We start from the raw sequence: 22,857 nt of genomic DNA on the forward strand, positions 1-22,857 counted from the left end.
TTTACTCCCTGGTCTTTTTTATGGTTGTCACATGCCGAGATAGGCCTTGCGCACGCGGTCGTCGGCGCGCAGCGTGTCGTTGTTGCCTTCGAGCACGACATGGCCGGCTTCGAGGACGTAGCCGTGGTCCGCGGATTCCAGCGCTTCCGCGACGCGCTGCTCGACCAGCAGCATGGTCAGCCCGGACTGGCGGCGAATCTCGATCAGCCGATCGAAGATGAAGTCGGCGGTTGAGGGCGCCAGCCCCATCGAGGGTTCGTCCAGCATCAAGAGTTTCGGCGAGGAGGCGAGGCCGCGGCCGATCGCGAGCATCTGCTGCTGGCCGCCTGACATCGTGCCCGCGAACTGGCTGCGACGCTCCTTCAGCACCGGAAGCCATTCGAAGATGCGCTCGATGTTGCTCTGCCAGTCGCGTCGACCGCTCTCGGTCATCGCACCCATCTCCAGATTCTCCATCACGGTCAGTGACGGGAAGACTTGGCGGCCCTCGGGGACGTGGGCGATGCCGAGATGGGCGCGCTGTGGCGGCGGCACTGCGAGGAGATCGACGCCGTCGAAGGTGATGGCCCCGCCGCTCGGCTTGACGATGCCGGAGATGGTCTTGAACAGCGTGGTCTTGCCGGCGCCGTTGGGTCCGACGATGGCGACGAACTGGCCGGCGCCGACATTGATCGAGATGTCGTTCAGCACGGGTTTGGCGGAATAGCCCGCGCTCAATCCCTCAATTCGCAGCATGGCCCACCCATTTCTTGCCGAGATAGGCCTCGATCACCCGGTTGTCGCGCGTCACCACTTCCGGCAGGCCTTCGGTGATGACGGCGCCGTGGTCGAGCACGACGAATCTGTCGACCAGCCGGACCATCGCCTGCATCGTGTGCTCGATGATCGCGATGGTCATGCCGTCGCGCGCGAGCTGCTGGATCACGGCGACGACCTCGTCCGCCTCGCCGTGGCCGAGGCCCGCGAGGGTCTCGTCGAGCAGCAGGATGCGTGGCTGGCCGGCGATAGCGCGGGCAAGTTCCATCAGCCGCAGCTCCTTGGTCGAAAGCTCGCCGGCGACGCGGTCGGCGACGGCGGAGAGCCCGACACGGGCAACTGCATCGGCGGCAAGCTTGCGAGCTTCGTCGTCGGACCGCGCGCGCACATAGGCACCGACCACGACGTTGTCGAGGATCGACATGCGCAGGAATGGTCGCATCACCTGGAAGGTGCGGCCGATGCCGGCCTCGCAGATCACGTGCGGCCGTTGGCCGGACATGTTGCGGCCATCGATCAGCACCTCACCCTCGCTCGGCTTCAGGAAGCCGTTGAGGAGATTGAACAGCGTGGTCTTGCCGGCGCCATTGGGGCCGATGATGCCGAGGATCTCGTTCTGGTGCAGCTTGAAGCTGACATCCTGCACGGCCTTGAGGCCGCCGAAGGACCGCGACAGGTTCTTGACTTCGAGCATGACTTCCCCGGTGGCAGCCCGCTGTCGCGGTGCGGGCTTCAGCGCGGTGACGTTGGCAGCCGATGTTTCAGGCAGGTCGGAGGCAGCCGCCTTAGGCGCGATCCGTTTGCGCAGGAGATCGCGCAGCTTCCAGAACAGGCCTTCCGGTGCCAGCAGGATGACGCAGACGATGGCGAAACCGAAGATCACGCCCTGGATGCCGGGGAAGCGCGCGCCGGCTTCGGCATGCAGTATCTCAGCGAGCGGGATCAGGATCACCGAGCCGATCACCGGCCCCCAGACCGTGCCGACGCCGCCGAACATCGCGACCGTCAGCGCCTGGGCCGACACCAGCATGCCGAACACCGATTGCGGCGTCACGACCAACAACACCTGCGCGTAAAAGCCGCCGATCGCCGCGGCAATGGCCCCGCTAAGCGTGATCGCGCGCAGCTTCCAGGCGAGCGTATTGATCCCGGCCGCCTCGGCGGCGGCCTCGTTCTGCTTGATTGCGAGCAGTGCCATGCCGAAGCGGGAGCGCTCGATGAATTGCGTCAGCACGATGGTGGCAAGCATGATTGCGAGTCCCAGCAGCGTGTAGATGCGCGGATCGGCGAATTGCATGTAGGCGATCGGCGCGTCGCGCTTGATCGGAAGGGTCACCTCCTGGAAGCCGAGCCACTCGAACACGTAGAGGATGGCAAGCGGGTAGGCGAGCATCGCCAGGGCGAAATAGTGGCCCTGGAGGCGGAAGGTGGGAAATCCGATCAGCAGCCCGGCGATGCCGCCGAGCACGGCGGCGATGGGGATCAGCAGCCAGGGCGATATGTCGAAATAGATCTGGCCAAGCGCGGTGGCATAGGCGCCAATGCCGAAGAAGGCGGCATGGCCGAACGAGATCAGTCCGGTGTAGCCGCTAAGCAGGTTCCAGGACAGGCCGAACACCGCCCACACCGGCACCAGCGTCAGGATCAGCTGGTAGTAAGAATTGGTGACGCCGAGCGACAGCGCGGCATAGGCGATGGTGAAGAGCAGGGGAGGAAGAAAGGAGCGCATCCGGAGCATGATCACGTCCTCTCCACCATCCGCCCGAAGAAACCTTGCGGTCGGAAGAAGATGATGAGGAGGAAGACGGCGAAGATCGCGGCGTTCTGCAGCTGCGTCGGCAGGATCAGCGTCGACATCTGCTGCACGAGCCCGATCGTCATGCCGCCCCAGAACGCGCCGATGATGCTGCCCATGCCGCCGAGCACGACGCCCGCATACATGACGATGACGTATTCGAGGCCGACGAACGGGTGGAACGGATAGTTCGTAGCGAGGAGGCCGCCGGCGATCGCCGTGATGCCGCAGCCGAGCGCGAAGGCGGTTCGGTGCGCGCGATCGACGTCGATGCCCATATAGGTCGCGGCGGTCGGATTATCCGCGGCGGCGCGAAGCGATTTGCCGATCCGCGTTCGCGTGATCAGCAGCGAAAGCAGGATCATCATGACCAGCGAAACGATCATGTCGATGCTGCGGGCCTTGTTGAGAAAGATGCTCATGTCGAAGAAGGGGCCGAGCTCCCAGGCCGAGCTCGACAGCGGCGTGCGGATCGAGGCCAGCACCGAGCCGAACACGAGGAGGCCGCCGTTCTGCAGGATCAGCGCGATGCCCAGCGTGAGGATCAGCTGGGCGTAGTGTCCCTCGCCTTCGAGCGAGGCGGTGCGCGTCCCCGAGACGTGCGAGATCAGTGCCCGGTGGACGAAGTAGCCGAATACGGCAAGCACGGGGCCGGCCAGCAGGATGGAGACGAACGGTCCGACCGCATTGCCGAAGAACGACTGAACGCCGGCGGCGGTGAACAGATAGAAGGCAGTGTACATGCCGAGCATCATGAAATCGCCATGGGCGAAGTTGATGACGCGCATGACGCCGAAGATCAGGCCGAGCCCGACGCACATCAGGCCGTAGACGGCGCCGATCAGAAGGCCCGCGGCGAGCGCTTGCAAAAATCCTTCCATCAGCTTCGCCTCCGCGCGGCTGACGAACCTAAGCGGGTCTCGAAGTCGACCATGTTTCCCCCGTACTCTCCGGCACTTCTTATGATGCCGATCGTAAAACCCGTTCCGCCGTGTCCAGGCGGCATAGTGCTGCGATATCGCCGGCGTTGCCGAGCCGTTCGCAGCTCTCGATGAGTTGCTCCAACTGGCACGTGCGGTCCTCACCGAGGACTCCCTGAGCGGCCGTGCGAAAGCGCGTGCGAATATCTGAAGGCGTTGCGGCGATGACGTCGGGTAGCGCGTGCCGGATCGTCCGGCCGCTCTGCAGATGCACGGTCACATCCGCGCCCTGCTTGTCGGGGAAAGCGGTGGTGAAGCCGACATCCGGCTCAAGCTTCGTGATCGCAACCAGGCGGATGATATCGACATCATCGAGTTCGGCGTAGTTGCCTTCCTCGATCTCGCCCCTCACGAGGGTGGCCGCGACGCTGAAGGGAATGCTCATCTTGGCCTGGAGCGCGTTCCGATACGGGCCGGTGGAGGCGCACCCAGGATAGCGCACGGCGGCATCGGGAGCGCGAATGACGACGCGGTCGATCTCCTCGGTGCCGGCGAGTTCGTGCGAGACGCGAAGGGCCGCTTGCGCGGCGGTCTGCGCGAAATTGCAGGCCGGGACCGGCTTGTTGTAGACCGCCATGATCTCGCATTCGCCATTCGGGAACAGCGCGATGCTGTCGGGCGCGGCCTGGCGACGATAGGCGGCGAACAGGCCCGCTTCGCCTTCGAGGATCGTTTCGGAGCCGAAAGCGCCGGCTGCGGCGAGGCCGATTGCCTTGATCGCATTGCTGGCGGCGAAGCCCGGATGAAAATACATGTCGGAGCCGCCTGCATGCGGCCACTCGTTGAGACCGCTGGACGTGTTGGCTGCGATCGCGATGGCGCTGGTCGCTGCGTCTTCGGACAGGTTGAGCGCGAAACTTCCGGCGAGCGCCGCGCCCAGAGGGGCCACGAGGCCGGTCGGACGATAGAGCCGGGCGAGATCGGAGGTCAGCAACGCGCGGCCGATCCGCGCGCCGGTCTCATAGCCGATTATCGCGGCTGCGAGCAGCCTTGAGCCGTGCAGCTGCGACTGTTCGGACAGCGCGAGCAATGTGGGCCAGATCACCACGCCGTGGTGCGCAATGCTGGCGGCATGCATGTCTTCCCGCACGAGTCCGTGCCCCATCACGGCATTGGCGAAGGCGGCATCGGCCGGCAAGGAGAGTCGCGACATTCCGACGATGGTTGCGCTGCCGCCACCTTGTGCGATCGCGATTGCCTGACGACTCCAGGGATGATGGCCCGCCTCGAAGGCGCAGGACAGGAAGTCGAGCAGGCAGAGCTTGGCCTTGGCGACCACTTCAGGCCCGAAATCTCCGAGATCAACGGCAAGTGCGCTCCGCGCCATCTGGCGCGCGAGCGATACCTTGCCTGATCCGGTCGGGCTGTTCGTCATCGCAAGTGTTTCTCCCAAAGGCTCTTGCGCTCAGCCGCGCATCTCGACCCCGGCCCACTCCTCGAGCACCTTGGCGATCGAGGTGAAATCGGACGACGGGCCGTATTTGGCGTTGGTGATCGCCAGCATCTGCCGTACCACTGCGCCGCAGACCATCGGCACGCCCATGGCCTCGGCCTCGTCCACGCAGAGACGGACGTCCTTGTAGGAAAGGCCGGTGGCGAATCCGAAATCGAACGTGCCCGGCAGCACCGAACGGGGAAATTTGTCTTCGGAGGCGCTGTTGCGGCCGCTGCTGGCGTTGATGATATCGATCAGCACCTTGGCGTTGACGCCGCCCTTGACGCCCATGGCGACCGCTTCCGACGTGATCACCAGTGCCGCCGCCGCCATCAGATTGTTGGCGAGCTTGGCGGTCTGCGCCACGCCGGGCTTGTCGCCGGTGTAGAACAGCTTGCCGAAATTCTTCAGGATCGGCTGCACGATGTCGTAAGTCGCTTGCGGGCACGATACCATAACGGCGAGCGTGCCGTTCACGGCGCCCTTGATGCCGCCGCTGACGGGCGCATCGACCAGCGTCATGCCTTTGGCTTTCAGCCCTTCCGCAACGAGCTTCGCCGCGCCGGGACCAGAGGTCGAGAGATCAACGACGATCTTGGCGCGGTTGCCGCTGCTGATGCCGTCCTCGCCGAGAGTGACGCCCTTGACGATGTCGGGCGTCGGCAGACTGGCGAGCACGATGTCGGCGCGCGAGGCGACGTCGGCCGGCGACTTGCCGACCAAGGCGCCGCGCTTGACCAGCGGCTGCGTCGCGTCGGTCTGCGTGTCGTAGACGACGAGCGAATAGCCCGCGTCCATCAACCGCCCCGCCATGGGGCCGCCCATGCGGCCCGTTCCGATCACACCGAGCGTCTCTCCCGCCATCGTTCACTCCCTGTCGCGCGATCCCACGCGGGGCGCGCCGTCTTGATCTTGTCGTTGTCAGTTCGCCGGCCGGCCCTGACGACCGCCGTCGTTGCGGCGGCGGGTTCCCGTGCCAGCGTGCCGGATTGTTATGATTGTCAGACAAGCTGTCAAGCATAACATTTGGGTCGACAGTTTGCCGCGGATCGGCATAAGGTCCGAAAAACGAGGAAGACGCCCCGCGTGCCGCAAGACCCAATTCCCAGCGTGAGCAGGACGCTCGCCGATTTCGTCGCGGCGACATCGTGGGCGGACGTGGAGGCGCAGAGCGGCGAGGCGCGACGCTCGATACTCAATTTCTTCGCCACGGCACTCGGCTCCGCACGCGATCCGGTGGTAATGGCGGCGGTGCGAACCCTGTCGCCGTTCAGCGGCGCCGCGACCGCGACGGTCATCGGTCATTCGCAGCCGATGGACGCGATGTGCGCATCGTTTCTCAACGCCATCTCAGCCAATCTGCTCGATTTCGATGACACCCATCCCGAGACGATCATTCATCCGGCGGCACCGGTCGCAGCTCCAGTCCTCGCACTCGCGGAGACGCATAAATTGTCTGGACGCGAATTGTTGACGGCGTTCATCCTCGGCGTGGATGTCGAATGTCGCATCGGCAACGCCGTTTCGCCGCGCCATTATGCGCGCGGCTGGCACATCACTTCGACATGCGGGATCTTTGGCGCCGCGGCGGCTTGCGCCAAACTATTGGGCCTGCCGGCGGAGGGTATTGCGAATGCCATCGGGCTCGCGGCGAGCCAGTCGGCAGGCAATGTCGAGAACCTGCCCAGTGCCGCGAAGAATGTCAGCGTCGGTAACGCGGCGCGCAACGGCTTGTTTGCGGCGCTGCTTGCAGAGCAGGGTTATGAGGCGGCCCCCCACGCCATTGAAGGCCCGCTCGGTTGGGCACGCACCATGGGTGACGAGCCGGATATTGCCCGCTTGCTTGATGGTCTCGGCAAGACCTTTGAGATCGCCAAGAACACCTACAAGCCCTATCCCGCCGGCATCGTTTTTCATGCGGTCATTGATGCCTGCCTTCGGTTGCGAGAGCGGATCGGTCGGCGATTCGACCAGATCGACACCGTGACCGTTCAAGGCTCGACGCTGCTGCTTGCGCGCGGCGACCGCCCCGTCAACAACGAGCGCGATGCGCGCGTCAGCATCCATCATTGCGTGGCGTGCGGATTGCTGCTCGGCAGAGCCGGCGTCGCCGAGTTTGCACGCGAGACGGTCGTCCGGCCCGATATTGTGCAGCTGCGGCAGAAGGTGAGGGCGGAGTGGGATGACGGGATGCCGGATGGTGCGGCACGCGCGACCGTGCGCCTGTCGTCCGGCGAGGTTTTCACCGAGACCGTCATCTCGCCGCGCGGCAGCCGGGCAGCGCCGCTTGAAGATCGCGATCTCGAGGCCAAGCTGCGCGAAAGCGTGCGAACGGGCCAGAGCAATTGGGACGCGGACGGTGTCATCGACGCCGTCTGGCGTCTCGATGCGGTGGCTGACGTCGCCGAACTGCTGCGATCGTTGCGGCCGCCCTCGGCGATGCGCCGAACAACTTCCATCTAGACTCTCGCAAGACCTGAAAGGGACGATCATGACCAAGACCGAACTGTTCGAAAAGGGCCTCAAAGTCCGCAAGGAGGTGCTCGGCGAGGACTACGTCAACAAATCGATCGCCGGTGCCGACGAGTTCACGCGCACGATGGCGGAATGGTCCACCGAATTCTGCTGGGGCGCGCTGTGGACGCGGCCCGGCGTCGACCGTCGCACGCGCTCGATCGTCAATTTGGCGATGCTCGGCGCACTGAACCGGCCGCACGAGCTGAAGCTGCACGTGAAGGGCGCGTTGAAGAACGGGCTGACCAAGGAGGAGATCAAGGAGATCCTGCTCCAGGTCGCGGTCTATTGCGGCGTGCCCGCCGGCATCGACGCTTTCCGCAACGCACGCGAGGCCTTCAACGAGGTCGACGCGGCCGGCTCCTGAGCAAATCCATGGCTGACCCGATCTACGAACTCTTCGCCATCCGCTACGCAACGCGGGATGCGCAGCGGAGCGACCACTTCATCGGCGGTGATCCGCATGACGGACCGATGCCGATGGACTATTTCATGTGGCTGGCGCGGGGAGGTGGGCGCACCTTCGTCATCGATACCGGGTTCAACGCCGAAATTGCGGAGCAGCGCAGGCGGACATTCCTGCGCTGCCCGGTGGAGGCTCTTGGGGCGTTCGATATCGAGCCGGCCGAAATCGAGGACGTGATCCTCACGCATCTGCACTACGACCATGCCGGCAATTTCGACCGCTTTCCGAACGCACGATTTCATCTCCAGGAGCGCGAGCTTGCCTACGCCACCGGCCGCTACATGCAATATCCGAGGTTGTCGCATTCTTTCGAGGTCGAGGACGTCTGCGGCATCGTGCGGCTGAACTATGCGCGCCGAGTCCTGTTCTACGATGGCGATGCTGAGATCGCTCCCGGGCTAACGGTCCATGCGGCGGGCGGACATTCCGCCGGGCTTCAATTCGTCCGGGTCAACACGCGCCGCGGTCCGGTCGTGCTCGCTTCCGACGTCAGTCATTTCTACGAAAACCTGACCAGCGAGCGTCCTTTTACGACGGCGTTTCATGTCGGCGACATGCTGGCGGGGTTCGACAAACTGCGCGCCGCAGCGCCGGATGCGGACCACATCGTTCCAGGTCACGATCCGCTCGTCATGATGCATTATCCAGCGCCGACCCCGGATCTGGACGGGATCGCGGTCCGCTTGGACGTGGCGCCGTCCGGGCCTGCTCACTCCTAGGGCGGCGAGAGGACCACGCACGGCATCCTTGTCGAGCTTCCGCATCTTCAACTCTGGCACGATCTGCGGCCGATCGGAGACGGCTGACTATCCTGCCAGAAAGCCGCCATCGATGGCGACGACGGTGCCGGTCGCGTATTGCGAGGCCGGCATGCAGAGGAACGCAACCGCGCAGCATCTAGATCATGATGCGGTCAGGTTGGAGGCGCCAAGCGGATTGGAACGAAAGGTCTTCGCCAAGCATCGCTACATCGGCTCGATGTCGATCTTCTTGATGATCCCGGCCCACTTCGTGGACTCGGAGCTCATGAAGTCGGTCAGGCCCTTGGAGTCCATCACATCTCGGCTTACCCAAGCGAAAGGTCTGCGCTGGTTGTCGAAATATCCGGTTTGACGTCCGTCAGGCAGGGTGACAGGCCATCACTATCGGTCACAGGCGCAGCCGTGAGAATAGGTCACTTGGGATTGGTGTCTTTGTAGATGATCCCGTCCTTCATGATGACGACAAGCTTATTTGCGGGGTCCTCGATGAGGCGAATGTCTTCCAGCGGATTGCCATCGACGAGCAGGAGATCGGCCAATGCGCCTTCCTCGACCACTCCGATCCTGCCGGGATAAGGATTCCGCGCTCCGGAAAGCGCGAGCAGCTCTCCATTGGTTGAGGTCGCCATCGTCAGCGCTTCCGCCGGCGTGAACCACCGCGTGAGGTCTACGATGCCCTGACCCTGATGCTCGGCCAGTGGCTTCGAGAAGAGGATATCTGTTCCAAAGGCGGTCTTGATCCCAAACTTCTTGACGAACCCGTACACGGTGTCCGTTCCCGCAACAACCTGGCGCATCTGCGCCTGTTGGGCGGGCGGGAGCATGGCTGCGCCGCCGAGGTCTACGAACGGCTGAGTGCTCAGCCAGATTTGCTTCTCGGCGATGAGGCGTGCAGTCGGTTCATCCATGAGATGACCATGCTCGATCACTTTGACGCCCGCGGCGATGGAACGTCGAATTGCGCTCGGTGTATATGCGTGTGTTGCAACATACGTCCCCCAATCGGTGGCGGTTTCGACGGCCGCGCGCAAGTCCGCTTCGCTGAATGTGGTCACATCAAGTGGGCTGAAAGGCGAGGCGACGCCTCCCCCTGCCGTCAGCTTGACCTGGGACGCGCCCTGCATGAGCTGTTCGCGCACGCGCTTGCGGACCTCGTCGGGATCATCCGCGATGATGCTTCCGCCGAGCTGTTCGACGCGGCTTGTTCCGCCCTGACTTTGCGGCAGCTCCCAAAGCTCGCGGAAGTCTCCATGGCCGCCGGTGACCGTGATGACGGCTCCCGATGGATAGATGCGAGGACCCGGGACGAGACCTTCATCGATCGCGCGTTTGAGTGAGAAGGTGGGGCCGCCCATGTCCCTGACTGTCGTGAATCCGCGCATCAGTGTCGCTGTCGCTTCCGCGCTCGCCAGCAGCGTCGTATATCCGAGGTCGCTCGACAGCATCTGCGCGGGTGTCGGACGGACCATCATCGCGTGCCAATGCATGTCGCTGAGCCCGGGCATCAGCACGCGTCCACCGCCTTGTATGACGCGGGCGTCCACGCGACGATCGGTTGGAATGGGAGCGGTCACGATCCGCTCGATGATGTTTCCGCGGATGACGACATTCGATGGGACGGAAAGCGTCTGGCTCTTCCCGTCAAAGATGCGCACGTTCTCGAAGACGGTGACTGCAATCCGCTCTTGCGGCTCTGCCGGCGTGAGAAAGGTGCACGTCGCAACAATGATCGTGGCACACTCGGCTATCCGCATTTGCAGTGTTCCTTCCTAGCATGTTGTGTTCTCTCGCCAGCGGCGCGGAGCCCGGCGGAAGTTGTCGCGCCGCACACGAGTTCGTTCCGATTCGCTCGACCGACAACCATCGGGCCGTGACCATTTGGCGAGAGCCATCCATCAGAACATTCGTGGCAAGGTCGGGTCCCTATGCTGCTACATTCGACTTGCGCCAGCTTCCGCTTGATGTGAGCTCCGTTGCACCAAAGGACCCGCATAGAAGAACGTCCCGCGGATTGAGCGGGGTCCCCGAGCCTTCCAGTCCGCCAGCTTAGAGACGCCGTCTGTCCCGTACATTAGGGATTCTCTGTACACCGGCGGAGCAGGAATCGGGGTGCCAACTGTGGAAATAGCGCTCTATGAAAGCTCTACCCGGGTAAACTTGGTTCAACTTTCTGCGCAGCTTACTAATAATCTCTCGTAATCCGGCAGCGTACTCCTCAATCATCGAAGTAGCTCATCTAAGCCAGACGACATTCTTTCGTTACGTTCTATGTTTTTGTTAGGATCGGGCATTCTTAGCCGCTTTTGATTGTGCCTTTTCGCGCGCTCCCGTATGCGCTCGAAGGTGACGTAGAGCATCGGCACCAGGAAGATCCCGATCGAGCTTGCTGCGAGCATACCAGCGAAGACAGCGGTGCCCACTGCTCTGCGGCTCAGCGCGGCAGCTCCGGTCGCAATGACCAGCGGCAGAAGGCCGAGGATGAACGCAAGTGACGTCATCATGACCGCACGAAAACGCATATGGGCACCCTGAACCGCGGCCTCATAGATCGGGATACCCGCCTCCCGCTGTTCCCTCGCAAACTCGACGATCAGGATGCCGTTCTTGGCGGCAAGAGCGATCAGCACAACGAGGCCGATCTGGCCATAGAGGTCGAGATTGAGGCGCGCAGTCATGATGCCGAGATAAGATCCGAGCACACCGACGACCACCGACAGCAGCACCGGGATCGGGATCACCGTGCTCTCGTAAAGTGCGACCAGGAACAGATAGGCGAACATCACGGCCAGCGCGAGCACGATTCCGGTCTGACCTGCCGCTCCCTGCTCCTGAAAGGCGGTGCCGGTCCAGGCGAAGTCGTAGCCGGACGGCAGCACGGTGTCGGAGATCTGCGCCATCGCGGATAGCGCGGTGCCCGAAGAGGTCCCCGGCGCAGGGCTTCCGTTCACCGTCACGGAACGATGATTGTTGTAGCGAGTGATGACCTGCGGCCCGGTTACGACCATGACGTCGGCCAGCGCCCGCATCGGCACCATCTCGCCTTTGTTGTTGCGCACGTAGATCCGCCAGATATCCGAGACGTGGGCGCGATCGGATGCGTCACCCTGAACGTTGACCTGCCAGGTGCGTCCGAACAGGTTGAAGTTGTTGACGTAGACGCCGCCGAGCGTCGCCTGCAGCGCCATGAAGATGTCATTGACCGCGACGCCCAGCGCTTGGGCCTTTCGCCGGTCGACGTCGAGATAGAGCGACGGATTGGTCGCGGTGAAGGTCGAGAACACCCGCGTGAGCCGCGAATCGGCGTTGGCGGCGCCGATCAGGGCGTTTGTCACGCTCGAAATCGCGGCTGGGCCCTGTCCTTCCAGAGCTTGAAGCTGGTACTCGAATCCGCCGCCGGTGGAGAGGCCGATGATCGGCGGCAGGTTGAACGGCAGCACATTGGCTTGTCGTACCTGGGCACCGGCTGCGAATGTCCTGGAGATTAGCGCCTGCGCCGAGTCTGCGGCCGCCGTCCGGTCGGAAAATGGCTTGAGCCGCGCCACCACCAGTGCGCTGTTCGATTGGGAGACGCCATCGAGCAGTGAAAAGCCGATCACCGCGAGCACGTGATCGACGGCCGGCATCTGTTTCAGGACGTCTTCGATCTGGCGCGTAACCTGGCTGGTGCGCGCGACCGACGCGCCGTCGGGCAGTTGTACGGAGGTGAAGAAGGCGCCCTGGTCCTCCTCCGGCAGGAATCCCGTCGGAGTAATGATCGAGACACCGAAGACGCCGGCGGCGAAGACGGCAACCAGCAGCAGCGAGAGCGCGGCCCGGCGCACGAGGTAGCGGACGCCGTTGCCGTAGCGCTCGCGCAACCAGTCGATGCCGCCGAGTACACGTCCGATGATGCCGCGGGGCCGTCTGCCGTGGCGCATCAGCAGCGCGCACAGTGCAGGGGATAGCGTCAGGGCGTTCAGCGCCGAAATCAACATTGCGGCGCTGATCGTCACGGCGAACTGACGGAACAACGTGCCCGAAATGCCGGGAATGAACGCGATCGGCACGAAGACGGAGAGCAGCACCAGAGTGATCGCGATGATCGGCGCGGTGATCTGGGTCATGGCTTTCTTGGTGGCCTCGGCTGGAGCCAGGCTTGGTTCCGCCGCCATGACGCGCTCGACATTCTCCACGACGACGATGGCATCGTCGACGACGATGCCGATGGCGAGGACCATCGCGAGCAGCGATACCGTATTGGCCGAATAGCCGAACGCGAGCAGAACTGCGAACGTGCCGATCAGGCTCACCGGTACTGCGATGGCCGGGATCACCGTCGCACGGAGACTACCGAGGAAGATATAGACGACCAGCATCACGAGGACGAAGGCTTCGGCCAGTGTCCGCAAGACCTCCGCGATCGTGTCCCGAACGAAGCTCGTGGAATCGTATTGGACGAGATAGCTCAGTCCAGGCGGAAATCGCGTTGACAGCCGTTGCATCGTCTCGGCCACCGCTCGCGCCGTGGTCACCGCGTTCGCTCCCGGCGCAAGGTAGACTGCGATCGGAACGGCGGCGCGCCCGTCGATCCGCGCCTCGCTGTCGACGTTTTGCGCACCGATCTCGACGCGCGCGACGTCTTTCACCAGCAGCGAGGATCCATCGGGATTGGCGCGTAGCACGATGTTGGCGAATTGATCGGCGCTGGCGAGTCGGCCGAGGGTCTGCACGTTGAATTGGAACTGCTGATCGTCGCTGATCGGCCGCGCGCCGATGCGGCCGACGGCCGCTTGGACGCTCTGCGCGCGGATCGCGGCAATCACGTCCGACGGGGTCAAGCTGAGGCTGGTGAGCCGCCGCGAATCGAACCAGATTCGCATCGAATAGTTCATCTTTGCGAACAGGTTCGCTTGGCCGACGCCCGGCGTGCTCGCGATCGCGTCCAGCGCGTTGATGATGGCGTAGTTGGTGATGAAGAGGGGATCCTGCTGGCCGTCGGCGCTGTAGAGCACGAGGAACTGCAGGATCGACGAGGATCGCTTCTGCACCCTCACGCCTTGCTGCTGCACCTCCGTCGGCAACTGCGACAGGGCGCTCTGCACGCGATTATTGACGTTGACCGTGTTGATGTCGGCATTGGTGCCATGCGCGAACGAAATGGTGAGCGTGTAGCTGCCGTCATTGCCGCTTGTCGATTTCATGTAGAGCGCGCGGTCGACGCCGATCACCTGTGCTTCGAGAGGCTGGGCGACGCTGCTTTCCACGACCTCGGCGGACGCGCCTGGGAAGGTCGCGGAGACGGTCACCTGCGGCGGCACGATATCCGGAAATTGCGCCACGGGAATTTGCGTGAGTGCCAACGCGCCGGCAATGGTGATGAGAAGTGCGATCACTATCGCAAGGCGCGGACGATCGACGAAGACGCCCGATATCATGGAGTGCGGTCCGCGGCGTGGGGCCGGATCGGAGTGCCGCGGCCGCTCCGCGGTGGCGCCTCGCTCGCTGCGCCGTCCATGCTCGACCGCAGGAGTGCGCTTGCTGCATCCGGAGCGACGGTCTGACCCGCGCGAACCCGCTGCAACCCTTCGGCGATCACCTTGTCGCCGGCAGCAAGCCCGCCGATGACGGCGGCAATTGTTGCGGTCGATTGTCCGAGCTGAACGCGCCGCTCCTCTGCCTTATTGTCCTTGCCGACGACGAGAACATAGTCGCCGCGCTGGTCGGACAACACCGCCGCGCGTGGGATCGCAAGTACTTCGATCGGCTGGACGCCTTCGAGCAGAACGGTGACGAACTCGCCGTCGGTCAGCTCGTGCGCGGTCACGCCTGCGGCAGACGGGGCGCGCAAGATCGGGTTGGCAATCTCGCCGCGGACCATGATCGTGTCGGTATTCTGGGCGATGCTGTTGTCGACGAAGTTCAGTCTGCCGGACTGACCGTACATACGGCCGTCCGGCAGCCGCAGCCTGATCGTCACCGCCTCGAGACCGCCTTGTGGGAGGTACCGCTCGCGCAGCTCGAGCCCCTCTCGCAGCGGCACCGGGAAAGTGACGTGCATCGGGTCCTGGCTGACGATCGTGGTCAGCACGCCGGAGGAGGGCCCGACGATGTTGCCTTCGGTTACCGCCGTGCGACCGATCTTGCCGTCGATCGGAGCATTGATGACGGTGTAGTCGAGATTGATTTGGGAGGCCTGGACCTGCGCCTGGGCAGCCTGGACCTGGGCCTGTAAGCTGCGCTGGGTGGCGAGCGCGGCGTCATAGGTCGATTGCTGCCCGGCCGGCCCGCCGAGAAGGGTGTGCGCGCGCTCCGTCGTCAGCCTGGCGTTTTCCAGCATCGCCTCGAGTTGCGCCACCTGCGCCTGCTTGGCTGCGAGATCGGCCTCGAATGGGCCGCGCTCCAGCCGATAGAGCTGGTCGCCCTTTTTGATCTCGGCACCCTCGTTGAACAGCCGCTGCTCCAGAGCGGCGGTGACACGGGCCGTCACGTTGACCCGGTTGACCGCCTCAACTCGGCCGAGGAACTCGTTGCTTTCGGTGATCAGCCGGCGCGTTGCCTCCACAACGCCGACGGCAGGCGTGGAAGGCGTCGGCTGGGTCCGGACAGTCCCGCCGATCGAGACCGTAACCAATCCTGCCGCCAGTAATCTGGTCGCGACGTCAGCAAGGTTCATGGTCCGCTCCGTGTTCCAGAGCTCCGAACGCCGACGTCACTTCGTTCGGCGTCTGGCGGACTGCATTACTCGCGCTGCGTCCAGTTGCTGCGGGCTGGTTCGTCGTAACCTTTGCGATGGCTGTAGAACATCAGCGCGATCAGGCCGCAGCCTAAGATCAGGATGAGAATCACGGCTCCGGTCAGGATGACGTTTCCATAGAGGGGCATCGGCGTCGATCGCCAGACCGACACGCAAAACCAGCTCGCCCCGACCAGCAGACCGGCCAGCAAGGCGGCGATCGCCCATTGGTTCCTGTCGCGCATCGTTACCTCCATCAGCTTCGCAAGGCTTCGGAGACCCGCCTAGACCCAACGCCAACCGCAGCGACGTCGGCCGCGATGCCACCAGCAGACCCAGCGCCGGTGGCGGCGACGGCGCGGTGGAGGGCCCCAGCCGGGTCGCGGAGGCGGTCCCCACTGCGTCTTGATCAGTTCTGACGACGTGGTGGCGCGTCGCGGATCTGGATCGATCGGCAGCGCTTCGGCAACGTCGATCAAGCGCACGCCGGTGGCGCCGAGCGCGGCAGCGGCAAGGGCGCTCGTTGCAAAGCCTAGGAAGGCTCGGCGGCTGGAACCAACCATGTGTCGTCCTCCTCTGTCACGCAGTCGATCGCAGCGATTGCAGGGCGTAGAGCAGCCATGCGAGGCCATGTGAGATCAGGTCGACGCCGAGCAGGAAGCCGAGCGCCCAGACGCTAATGTCCGGGAAGCCGAACAGGATGAGCACGCCGGCGACGATGGCGAAGACGCCAGAGATCAGCATCATCCAGCCGTTCTGTCGCCAATAGGCGAAACTCAGCACGCATCGAACGACGCCGGATGCGAATAGCAGCGCGCCGAGGAAATAGGTCAGGATCAGTGCACCCGACACCGGCTGGGTGAGAAGGATCAGGCCGAATGCGAGGTAGAGCGCACCGAGAATGATCCGCCACAGGAAACTGCCCCAACCCTTTGTCCAGAACGCATGCGCGATCTCGAAGGCGCCGGCAGCGATTGCGGTGAGCCCAATGAACTTGACACTGATGATCGTGGCGAAGGCGAGATCGCCGAGGGCGAGGAGGCCGGCGGCGATCAGGACAATTCCGAGGAGAGCGCAAGCCCATAGCGGTGGGGCACCCAGCGTGTTGAGATCGTCGCGGCTGTCGTAGACGGTCATGCGAACCTCCTGGGTGCTCACGCTCCGATCGACACGCCTTCGATCCTAGACTTGAACCAGCAGGTCCAACATCGGACGAAACCCGGAGTTGAGGGGCGGGAATATTCTCATTCCAACTTGTTGCGACCTTTCCTGAGCGGACACGGCTCATCGCGGTCCGCGCGGGCCCAGTGTCAGATGGGTCACGCCGGCCGCGAGATTGAGCCCGATCGAGCGTTCGATCGAGATCGGCTGGAGCATGATGCTCCTGCGCGAGCCGCCAATCAGGACGTTGGCGCCGAGGCCGGGGCCTAGAGCGAAATTGCCACTCGCGCCCACATAGCTGCCGCGCAAAGTGCCGGCACCAATCCGCGAACTCCTTGCGAAAACGGCCCAGGACAGCGTGCCGGCGCTGGTCACGCCGAGATCAAGGCCGAGGCGTCTGATCCGTCCCTCGTAGATGTAGCGGCGGGCAGGGCGCACCCCATCGAACACGCAGCGCAGCGACTGCGTCGATCCGAGCACCAGTCCGACGCGCGGCTCCGAGAAGCATAGCAGCCTGCCCATTCTAAATCTCTCGGCTCCTGCGGGCGAGGGAATCGTCAACAGCACCGCCACTGCGCCGACGGCCGCGAGATATGGCAATTGTCGCATTCAAGCCTCCGCCTGGTGTTTTGTTTCGGTCGGGGCCCGCGGCGGGCCGCCGTCCCGGCGTAGCCAGAACGAAATGGCCAGCCCGATCAGCAGCACGGCGCCGAGCAGGAAGAAGAAGATGGATTGCTTCAGCCACGAGATCGCCGGGACGGCTGCGCCCATTGCAAGGCCGAGAAAAGCGATCTGCAATGACAACAGGCTGATGCCTGCGAGGAATGTGCCGAGCGCGAGCAGCGTCAGCAGGACGAGACCGGTTGCCGGCGTCGGGAGCAGTTGCTGAACGCCGGAGACCAGGATGATGTTCATCGTGATCAGGACGGCGATCCAGTGCAGCGCCTGGGTCCAGATCAGACGAATCTGACCCTCCCTGCCTTCGATCTCCGGCCATTTGGTGATGACGCAGACCACCCCGATCGCCAGCGCCAGGAATTCCCAATAGCCGATCAGCGGCTGGTGCGAGACGTTGGTATAGGCAACTCCTGCGATGGCGAGCAGCAACGCGACGGCGTACGGAAGCTGCTGCCAGACAAGACGCCCCATCCCCGAGCGAGCCTGTTGAGGCACGTGGTCTTCACGCTGCTGTGCATCCGTTTCGCTCATGGCTGCTCACCCAGGACTGGGGGATCGGTCGTTGCCGGTTCGATCCTGTCTCCGAGATAGTCCTCGACATACAACCTGATGATCGCCACCCGTCCGACCGCGACGAGCGGCATCGCGAGCGCGATGCCCATGACACCGAACAAGGCGCCGAGCAGGACGATGGCGACCAGGGTCCAGGCTGGCGGGGTCTCGACCGCATGCCGCTGAATCAGCGGGCCGATGACATAACCTTCGATCGACTGGATGATGGTGTAGACCGCGACCGCCCAGATCAGCGGCGAGGCTCCGAGCGGCATCGCAACGAGCGCGATCGGGATCGCTGCGACGATTGGCCCAAGATAGGGGATGAAGTTCGATAATCCCGCCTGCAATCCGAGAACGAATGGGCCAGGCAGGCCGATGAGATAAAGGGCAAACCAGACGAAGAGCGTCATCAGGATGATGCGGATCAACTGGCCGACGAACCACAGCCGCATCACGGTGCCCATCTCGTCCATCACCTCGCGCGCGCGGGCCCGGTAAGATTGCCTGACCAGCACGACCACGCTGTCGCGGTAGCTGATGGGATCGAAGGCGAAGAGAATGCCGAGGAACAAGATCACGAGCACGGCGGTCAAAAGGCTCGAGGCGCCGCCGAGCAGGAATTGCGCATGGCTGAGGAACCGACCCTGGTCGGCGAACAGCCACTGCGCGAAGTCACGCCCCCATTCCGGGCCGAGCAGATCCACGCCATAAGACAACAAATGCTCTTGCAGGATGTCGACCTGGGCATCCATGACTTTCAGCAGCACACGCGTCTGCTCCGGCAGCTTACCGGTCCCCCAGGCCAGCCCGAAGCCTGCCAGCGCCGACAGCAGCAGGAGAACGAGCGTCAGACGCCAGACGCGGCTGAGAGGAAGAACCGGCGCCAGAGCCCGGGCTGCGGCATCGAGAAAGGCTGCGAAAAGCACGCCAGCGAACACGATCAAGAGACTCGATACCGTTTGCCAGACCAGGAAGAGGGCCACGGCCACGACGAGCACGGTGAGGCCGATCGCAAGCAGGCTCGGTCGTCCGGGTTGGACCGACTCGTCGATCGGGCTCTCATTCCGAACGAGGCCGCGGACCCGCTCGGATCCGACCCTGGCGTCGCTCATCGATCGGTCCGCCGTCATGTGGTCACGCCTCACGAGCGAACGCGGCGGCTGCCAAAATGCGGATGCTTGCCGCCGCGATGACGCCAATAGCGATGCTTGAATGGATTCGTGTTGGTGTTGATGTTGGGCCTCGCATCGCCCGGGGCGGCCGTGCCGGTTTGCTTCGGCGCGGCCACGGTATCGTCCTTCGGCTGAGCCGGGGAAATGCTTGACGGCAGAGTGGCGGCTACGACTGCGGTGAGGAACAGGGTACGATAGTTGATCCACATCTTCATCCTCCCCTCCATGCGGTCAGCGACAATCGGTCAGATCGCGATGGCTCCGACAGCCAGGCCGTAGATTCCGATCCCCGCGGCGATGGCCACCGCGCCGAACAGGACGGACTCGACCGGCTTGAAAAGCCGCTCCTTGCGTTCGCGCTTGGCGATCAGGAACAGCAGCGTTCCCGGCGCGTAGAGGATCGCGGACAGCAGGAGAAATTTCGCCCCGCCCGCGTAGATCATTCCCGCCGCGTAGAGCGTCGCGACGGCCGCGAAGATCCCCTCGCTGGTGCGGGCGCGCTCGCCGGAAGCATAGGCCTCACCGGTCCATGCGAGCTTCAGGCCGTAAGCCGCCACGAGGAAATACGGGACCAGTGTCATTGCGCTCGTCATCTTGAGGGCGAGCGTGAAGGCATATTCGGCGAACCAGCTCACAAGAAGCAACGTCTGGATCACGCAGTTGGTGAGCCAGAGCGCGCCGACAGGGACCTTGTAAGCGTTCTCGCGCGCCAGAAAGGCCGGCATCGTGCGCTGAATGGCCGCTGAGTGCAGGATCTCGGCCGCAAGGAGGGACCATGACAGGTAATTGCCGAGGATCGAGATCAGCAATGCGATACTGATGAACACACCGCCCCAGCGGCCGACCATGGCCTCCATCACGCCTGCCATCGATGGTGTCGGCAGGTCCGCGAGCCCGCTCCGCGGCAGGATGCCGTAGGACAGGAGTGTCACGAGCACGAGAAGGCAGAGAACGGTCAGAAAGCCGGTGACCGTCGCGATACCGATGTCGTCGCGCCTTCGTGCGTAACGCGAATACACGCTCGCGCCCTCGATGCCGACGAAGACGAACACCGTGAGCAGCATCGTGCTGCGGACCTGGCTCAACACCTGCCCGGCGTCGGGCTCGGTTGTTCCCCAGAAATTGTCGGAGAAAAGCCCGCGGTTCAGGGCGGCCGCAGCCACCACGATGAACAGCACGATGGGGATGATCTTCGCGAAAGTTGTGACCATGTTGAGCGCGGCAGCCCCCTTGATGCCGCGCAGCACCAGAATATGGACGCTCCAAAGCAGCACGGAGGCCGAAGCGATGGCTACCGGCGTGGTGCCGTCGCCGAACACGGGGAAGAATTGGCCGAGCGTGGCCTTGATCAGGATGAGGCAGGCGACGTCGGCTAGACAACAGCCGATCCAGTAGCCGGCGGCGGACGCAAAGCCGATGTAGTCACCGAAACCGGCTTTGGCATAGGCGTAGATGCCCGCATCGAGCTCCGGCTTGCGCCGGGATAGCGATTGGAACACAAAGGCCAGAGTCAACATGCCGGTGCCAGCAATCATCCAGGCAATGATCGCTCCCAAAGCGCCGGTGGTGCGCCCGAACTGAGCCGGCAATGCGAAGATGCCGGAGCCGACCATCGACCCGATCACCAGGGCGATCAGCGCATTGCGCGAAAGCTTCTGATCGGCCTCGCTTGTCGAAGCAGCCATGATGGATGCCTTCCGATCCGAGGCGGCTGCATTCGCGGCCTCCCTCCCGGAACCTTAGAGCCGCCTCCCGCGTGCGCATATCAGGGATTGTCTGTAGGATGAGAGGCAGGAAATCGGTGGCCGCCGATTCAGATATCGCCACGGGAAGCGGTGGTGTCGTCCCCGCCCTTGTGCCAGGACGTCGGCAACGTATCCCGCGCGACCAGCACGACGCTGCCACGGAAGAACTCGCCGGACTTAGCGAGTTCGGCGGCCAGGCGTCTGGCATGTAGGACGGCCGCATCCTGCTCGCTAAGATCGCATCCGATCGTGTCGGGCGAGACGCCGTATCGATCGGTGATATGGAAGAAGAAGCGCATGCCTCCGGTTAGGTCATCGCGCCTCCGGTCTCCAGTGACAAAAGCGCAAGGTGCCTCAGTCAAAAGTCTTACGACCCCGAAGCAGGTTCCAGTCTTACGGATCGGCAATCAGCGCCATGCCGTCCCCATTCGGGCAAGAGTGGTTTTCACCTGATGTCTTCGGGTGATTGTCCGATGTTGTTCCGTCGAAGCAGAGCCTAGCGTGGTCGCGCTTTAGGGGGCTGCACAGGAGGATGCGATGTCGAATCTCGATCAGAACTTGGCGGCGACAGACGTCGTCGGCGGCCGGATCACCGTGGATGCCGGACTGCGCCAGTACATGTTGCGGATCTATGGCTACATGGCCGCGGGTGTCGCCCTGACCGCCGTCGCCGCCGGCCTGACCTATCAGGTCACCGGCCCCGCGCTGCTGCAGAGCCCGCTGATGTGGGTTTTCATCCTGGCGCCGCTTGGGTTGGTGTTCTTTCTCAGCTCGCGCATCGAGACATTGTCGGTGCCAACTGCGCGCCTGCTGTTCTTCTTCTATGCTGCCCTGGTCGGTATCTCGCTCTCGATCCTACTACACATCTACACCAGTTCGTCGATAACCCGCGTCTTCGTGATCGCTGCTGCAATGTTCGGCGGGCTCAGCGTCTTCGGCTACACGACCCGGCGCGACCTTTCGGGATTGGGTACCTTCCTGTTCATGGGGCTGATTGGGATCATCTTCGCGAGCGTCGTCAACCTGTTCCTGTGGTCGACTGCGCTCGACTGGCTGATCTCGATCGTAGGAGTCGGCGTGTTTGCCGGCTTGACGGCCTATGACACGCAACGGATCAAGGCGATGTACGACGGCGCGGATGACCAAACCGCTTCGGGGCGAAAGTCGGTCCTTGCCGCGCTGTCGCTCTATCTCAATTTCCTCAACCTGTTCCTGATGCTGCTGCGTCTTGCGGGCGGCCGCCGTTGAGAAGGGAAGGGCGGCGGCTCAGGCCGCCGGCCGCTCCACCGTGCTGGCGAGGGCATCGCGCAACGCCTTTTCCTTCGTCTCGTCGAGGGAGGTCTTGAGTACGACGCCGCCCGCGTCCTTGATCTCCTTGATCACCTTGTCGGCGGTCATGTGCTTGATCAGGACGAACAGGGCGGCGTTGCCGGGCTGAAGGCTGGCGGAGAGACCCTTCATAAAGGCATCGTCGATTCCGACGTCCGAAAGAGCGCCGCCGAGTGCACCCGACGCTGCGCCGACGGCAACTCCGAGGATCGGATTGAGAAAGAGGACACCGATTAAAAGGCCCCAGAAGCTTCCCGTCACCGCGCCCATGGCGGTCGTGTTGACGAGTTGGTTGAGCTTGATGCTGCCCTGGTCCGTCTTTACGGCGATCACGGCGTCACTGATCGTGATCAGATACTCCTTCTGCAGCTTGAGCAATCGCTGACGCACTTCCTCGGCCTTCGCCTCGGACGGATATACGATGGCGACCAGATCTGACATGAAGACCTCCCGTTGGAGCATGCAAGCGGACCCGAGGAAGCTACCCCGCGAGAGCTGCCTCAGGGGATCGGAGAAAACCCTCGGTCCCGGTGGGGAATGTTCCGAATGAGATTGGACGCTGTAGACTGGGTCCCGAAGGGGCGGCGCAAAGTGAAATTGCTGGCGCCGCCCGATCGATGCGACCTCGGCGATCAATTCCGGCATCTAGCGGCGCGGATTCGGGACGCAGGTGCCGGACCGCCCGCTCACCGACGCGCGGCATTGGGCACGAGTGTCATACATACAGGTCAGCGTTCCCCTGAACTTTCTGCACCATGCCAGATCCTGCGCTTGTCCTGGCGTCCACGAGCCCATGGC

Annotated in this window: 21 protein-coding genes; 4 read left to right on the forward strand and 17 right to left on the reverse strand. The window is 63.5% G+C overall.

Features of this window, described 5'->3' with window-relative positions; all coding sequences use genetic code 11:
• Positions 1-27: 27 nt before the first annotated feature.
• The 5 genes from I6F16_RS22955 to I6F16_RS22975 all read right to left on the reverse strand — a co-directional run bounded on the left by I6F16_RS22955 (position 28) and on the right by I6F16_RS22975 (position 5,830).
• Positions 28-735, reverse strand: coding sequence for an ABC transporter ATP-binding protein (locus I6F16_RS22955; protein WP_036011537.1), 708 nt, complete (start codon positions 733-735; stop codon positions 28-30).
• On the reverse strand, positions 722-2,494 hold the full coding sequence (locus I6F16_RS22960) for a branched-chain amino acid ABC transporter ATP-binding protein/permease (RefSeq protein ID WP_225112284.1): 1,773 nt from the start codon (positions 2,492-2,494) through the stop codon (positions 722-724). Before I6F16_RS22960 ends, I6F16_RS22955 begins: the two co-directional genes overlap by 14 nt.
• A gap of 2 nt (positions 2,495-2,496) precedes the next feature.
• On the reverse strand, positions 2,497-3,432 hold the full coding sequence (locus I6F16_RS22965) for a branched-chain amino acid ABC transporter permease (protein ID WP_225112285.1): 936 nt from the start codon (positions 3,430-3,432) through the stop codon (positions 2,497-2,499).
• Between the two features lie 79 nt (positions 3,433-3,511).
• Positions 3,512-4,906: an MmgE/PrpD family protein gene (locus tag I6F16_RS22970; RefSeq protein WP_109145138.1), complete on the reverse strand. Its 1,395-nt coding sequence runs from the start codon at positions 4,904-4,906 to the stop codon at positions 3,512-3,514.
• Positions 4,907-4,936: 30 nt separating this feature from the next.
• Positions 4,937-5,830 (reverse strand): NAD(P)-dependent oxidoreductase, encoded by an 894-nt coding sequence (locus I6F16_RS22975; protein WP_225112286.1) that lies wholly within the window; start codon positions 5,828-5,830, stop codon positions 4,937-4,939.
• 246 nt (positions 5,831-6,076) lie between these two features.
• Here I6F16_RS22975 and I6F16_RS22980 point away from each other — a divergent pair, with 246 nt between their 5' ends.
• From I6F16_RS22980 to I6F16_RS22990, 3 genes are read left to right on the forward strand one after another with little or no spacing between them, the layout of a single operon-like run.
• A complete protein-coding gene (locus tag I6F16_RS22980; RefSeq protein ID WP_225112287.1) occupies positions 6,077-7,429 on the forward strand; it encodes an MmgE/PrpD family protein in 1,353 nt (450 codons plus the stop codon).
• A gap of 28 nt (positions 7,430-7,457) precedes the next feature.
• Positions 7,458-7,847, forward strand: coding sequence for a carboxymuconolactone decarboxylase family protein (locus tag I6F16_RS22985; RefSeq protein WP_036011521.1), 390 nt, complete (start codon positions 7,458-7,460; stop codon positions 7,845-7,847).
• Positions 7,848-7,855: 8 nt separating this feature from the next.
• On the forward strand, positions 7,856-8,665 hold the full coding sequence (locus tag I6F16_RS22990) for an N-acyl homoserine lactonase family protein (protein WP_225112288.1): 810 nt from the start codon (positions 7,856-7,858) through the stop codon (positions 8,663-8,665).
• 455 nt (positions 8,666-9,120) lie between these two features.
• Here I6F16_RS22990 and I6F16_RS22995 read toward each other — a convergent pair whose 3' ends face one another.
• The 11 genes from I6F16_RS22995 to I6F16_RS23050 form a co-directional block, all read right to left on the reverse strand.
• On the reverse strand, positions 9,121-10,461 hold the full coding sequence (locus I6F16_RS22995; RefSeq protein WP_109145134.1) for an amidohydrolase family protein: 1,341 nt from the start codon (positions 10,459-10,461) through the stop codon (positions 9,121-9,123).
• Between the two features lie 465 nt (positions 10,462-10,926).
• Positions 10,927-14,121 carry a multidrug efflux RND transporter permease subunit gene (locus I6F16_RS23000; RefSeq protein WP_225174004.1) on the reverse strand — a complete coding sequence of 1,065 codons (3,195 nt, stop codon included), beginning with the start codon at positions 14,119-14,121 and terminating at the stop codon, positions 10,927-10,929.
• A complete protein-coding gene (locus tag I6F16_RS23005) occupies positions 14,118-15,359 on the reverse strand; it encodes an efflux RND transporter periplasmic adaptor subunit (protein WP_225112290.1) in 1,242 nt (413 codons plus the stop codon). The genes I6F16_RS23000 and I6F16_RS23005 overlap by 4 nt, the downstream gene beginning before the upstream one ends.
• 65 nt (positions 15,360-15,424) lie before the next feature.
• Positions 15,425-15,664 carry a hypothetical protein gene (locus I6F16_RS23010; RefSeq protein WP_225112291.1) on the reverse strand — a complete coding sequence of 80 codons (240 nt, stop codon included), beginning with the start codon at positions 15,662-15,664 and terminating at the stop codon, positions 15,425-15,427.
• 334 nt (positions 15,665-15,998) lie between these two features.
• The gene (locus I6F16_RS23020) at positions 15,999-16,556 is read right to left on the reverse strand and encodes an HdeD family acid-resistance protein (RefSeq protein WP_225174005.1); all 558 of its coding nucleotides are present in this window, start codon (positions 16,554-16,556) and stop codon (positions 15,999-16,001) included.
• A gap of 147 nt (positions 16,557-16,703) precedes the next feature.
• Positions 16,704-17,189 carry a DUF992 domain-containing protein gene (locus I6F16_RS23025; RefSeq protein ID WP_225112293.1) on the reverse strand — a complete coding sequence of 162 codons (486 nt, stop codon included), beginning with the start codon at positions 17,187-17,189 and terminating at the stop codon, positions 16,704-16,706.
• Complete coding sequence (locus tag I6F16_RS23030) at positions 17,190-17,789, reverse strand: hypothetical protein (RefSeq protein ID WP_036035737.1); 600 nt, start codon at positions 17,787-17,789, stop codon at positions 17,190-17,192. It lies immediately after the preceding gene.
• Entirely contained in the window at positions 17,786-18,925 is a 1,140-nt protein-coding gene (locus I6F16_RS23035; RefSeq protein WP_225112294.1) for an AI-2E family transporter, read from the reverse strand. Before I6F16_RS23035 ends, I6F16_RS23030 begins: the two co-directional genes overlap by 4 nt.
• Before the next feature lie 29 nt (positions 18,926-18,954).
• Positions 18,955-19,200: a hypothetical protein gene (locus I6F16_RS23040; RefSeq protein WP_036026659.1), complete on the reverse strand. Its 246-nt coding sequence runs from the start codon at positions 19,198-19,200 to the stop codon at positions 18,955-18,957.
• Between the two features lie 30 nt (positions 19,201-19,230).
• Positions 19,231-20,670: a basic amino acid/polyamine antiporter gene (locus tag I6F16_RS23045; protein ID WP_225112295.1), complete on the reverse strand. Its 1,440-nt coding sequence runs from the start codon at positions 20,668-20,670 to the stop codon at positions 19,231-19,233.
• A 128-nt stretch (positions 20,671-20,798) separates the two neighbouring features.
• Positions 20,799-21,029: a hypothetical protein gene (locus I6F16_RS23050; RefSeq protein WP_225112296.1), complete on the reverse strand. Its 231-nt coding sequence runs from the start codon at positions 21,027-21,029 to the stop codon at positions 20,799-20,801.
• A 238-nt stretch (positions 21,030-21,267) separates the two neighbouring features.
• On the opposite strand from I6F16_RS23050, the gene I6F16_RS23055 reads away from it, so the two are divergent.
• Positions 21,268-21,978 (forward strand): Bax inhibitor-1/YccA family protein, encoded by a 711-nt coding sequence (locus I6F16_RS23055; protein WP_225112297.1) that lies wholly within the window; start codon positions 21,268-21,270, stop codon positions 21,976-21,978.
• 18 nt (positions 21,979-21,996) lie between these two features.
• Here the strand turns inward: I6F16_RS23055 and I6F16_RS23060 are convergent, their stop codons facing one another.
• On the reverse strand, positions 21,997-22,500 hold the full coding sequence (locus I6F16_RS23060) for a DUF1269 domain-containing protein (protein WP_225112298.1): 504 nt from the start codon (positions 22,498-22,500) through the stop codon (positions 21,997-21,999).
• Positions 22,501-22,857 lie beyond the last annotated feature (357 nt).

The sequence above is a fragment of the Bradyrhizobium sp. IC4060 genome, assembly GCF_020193715.1.
Lineage (GTDB): Bacteria > Pseudomonadota > Alphaproteobacteria > Rhizobiales > Xanthobacteraceae > Bradyrhizobium > Bradyrhizobium yuanmingense.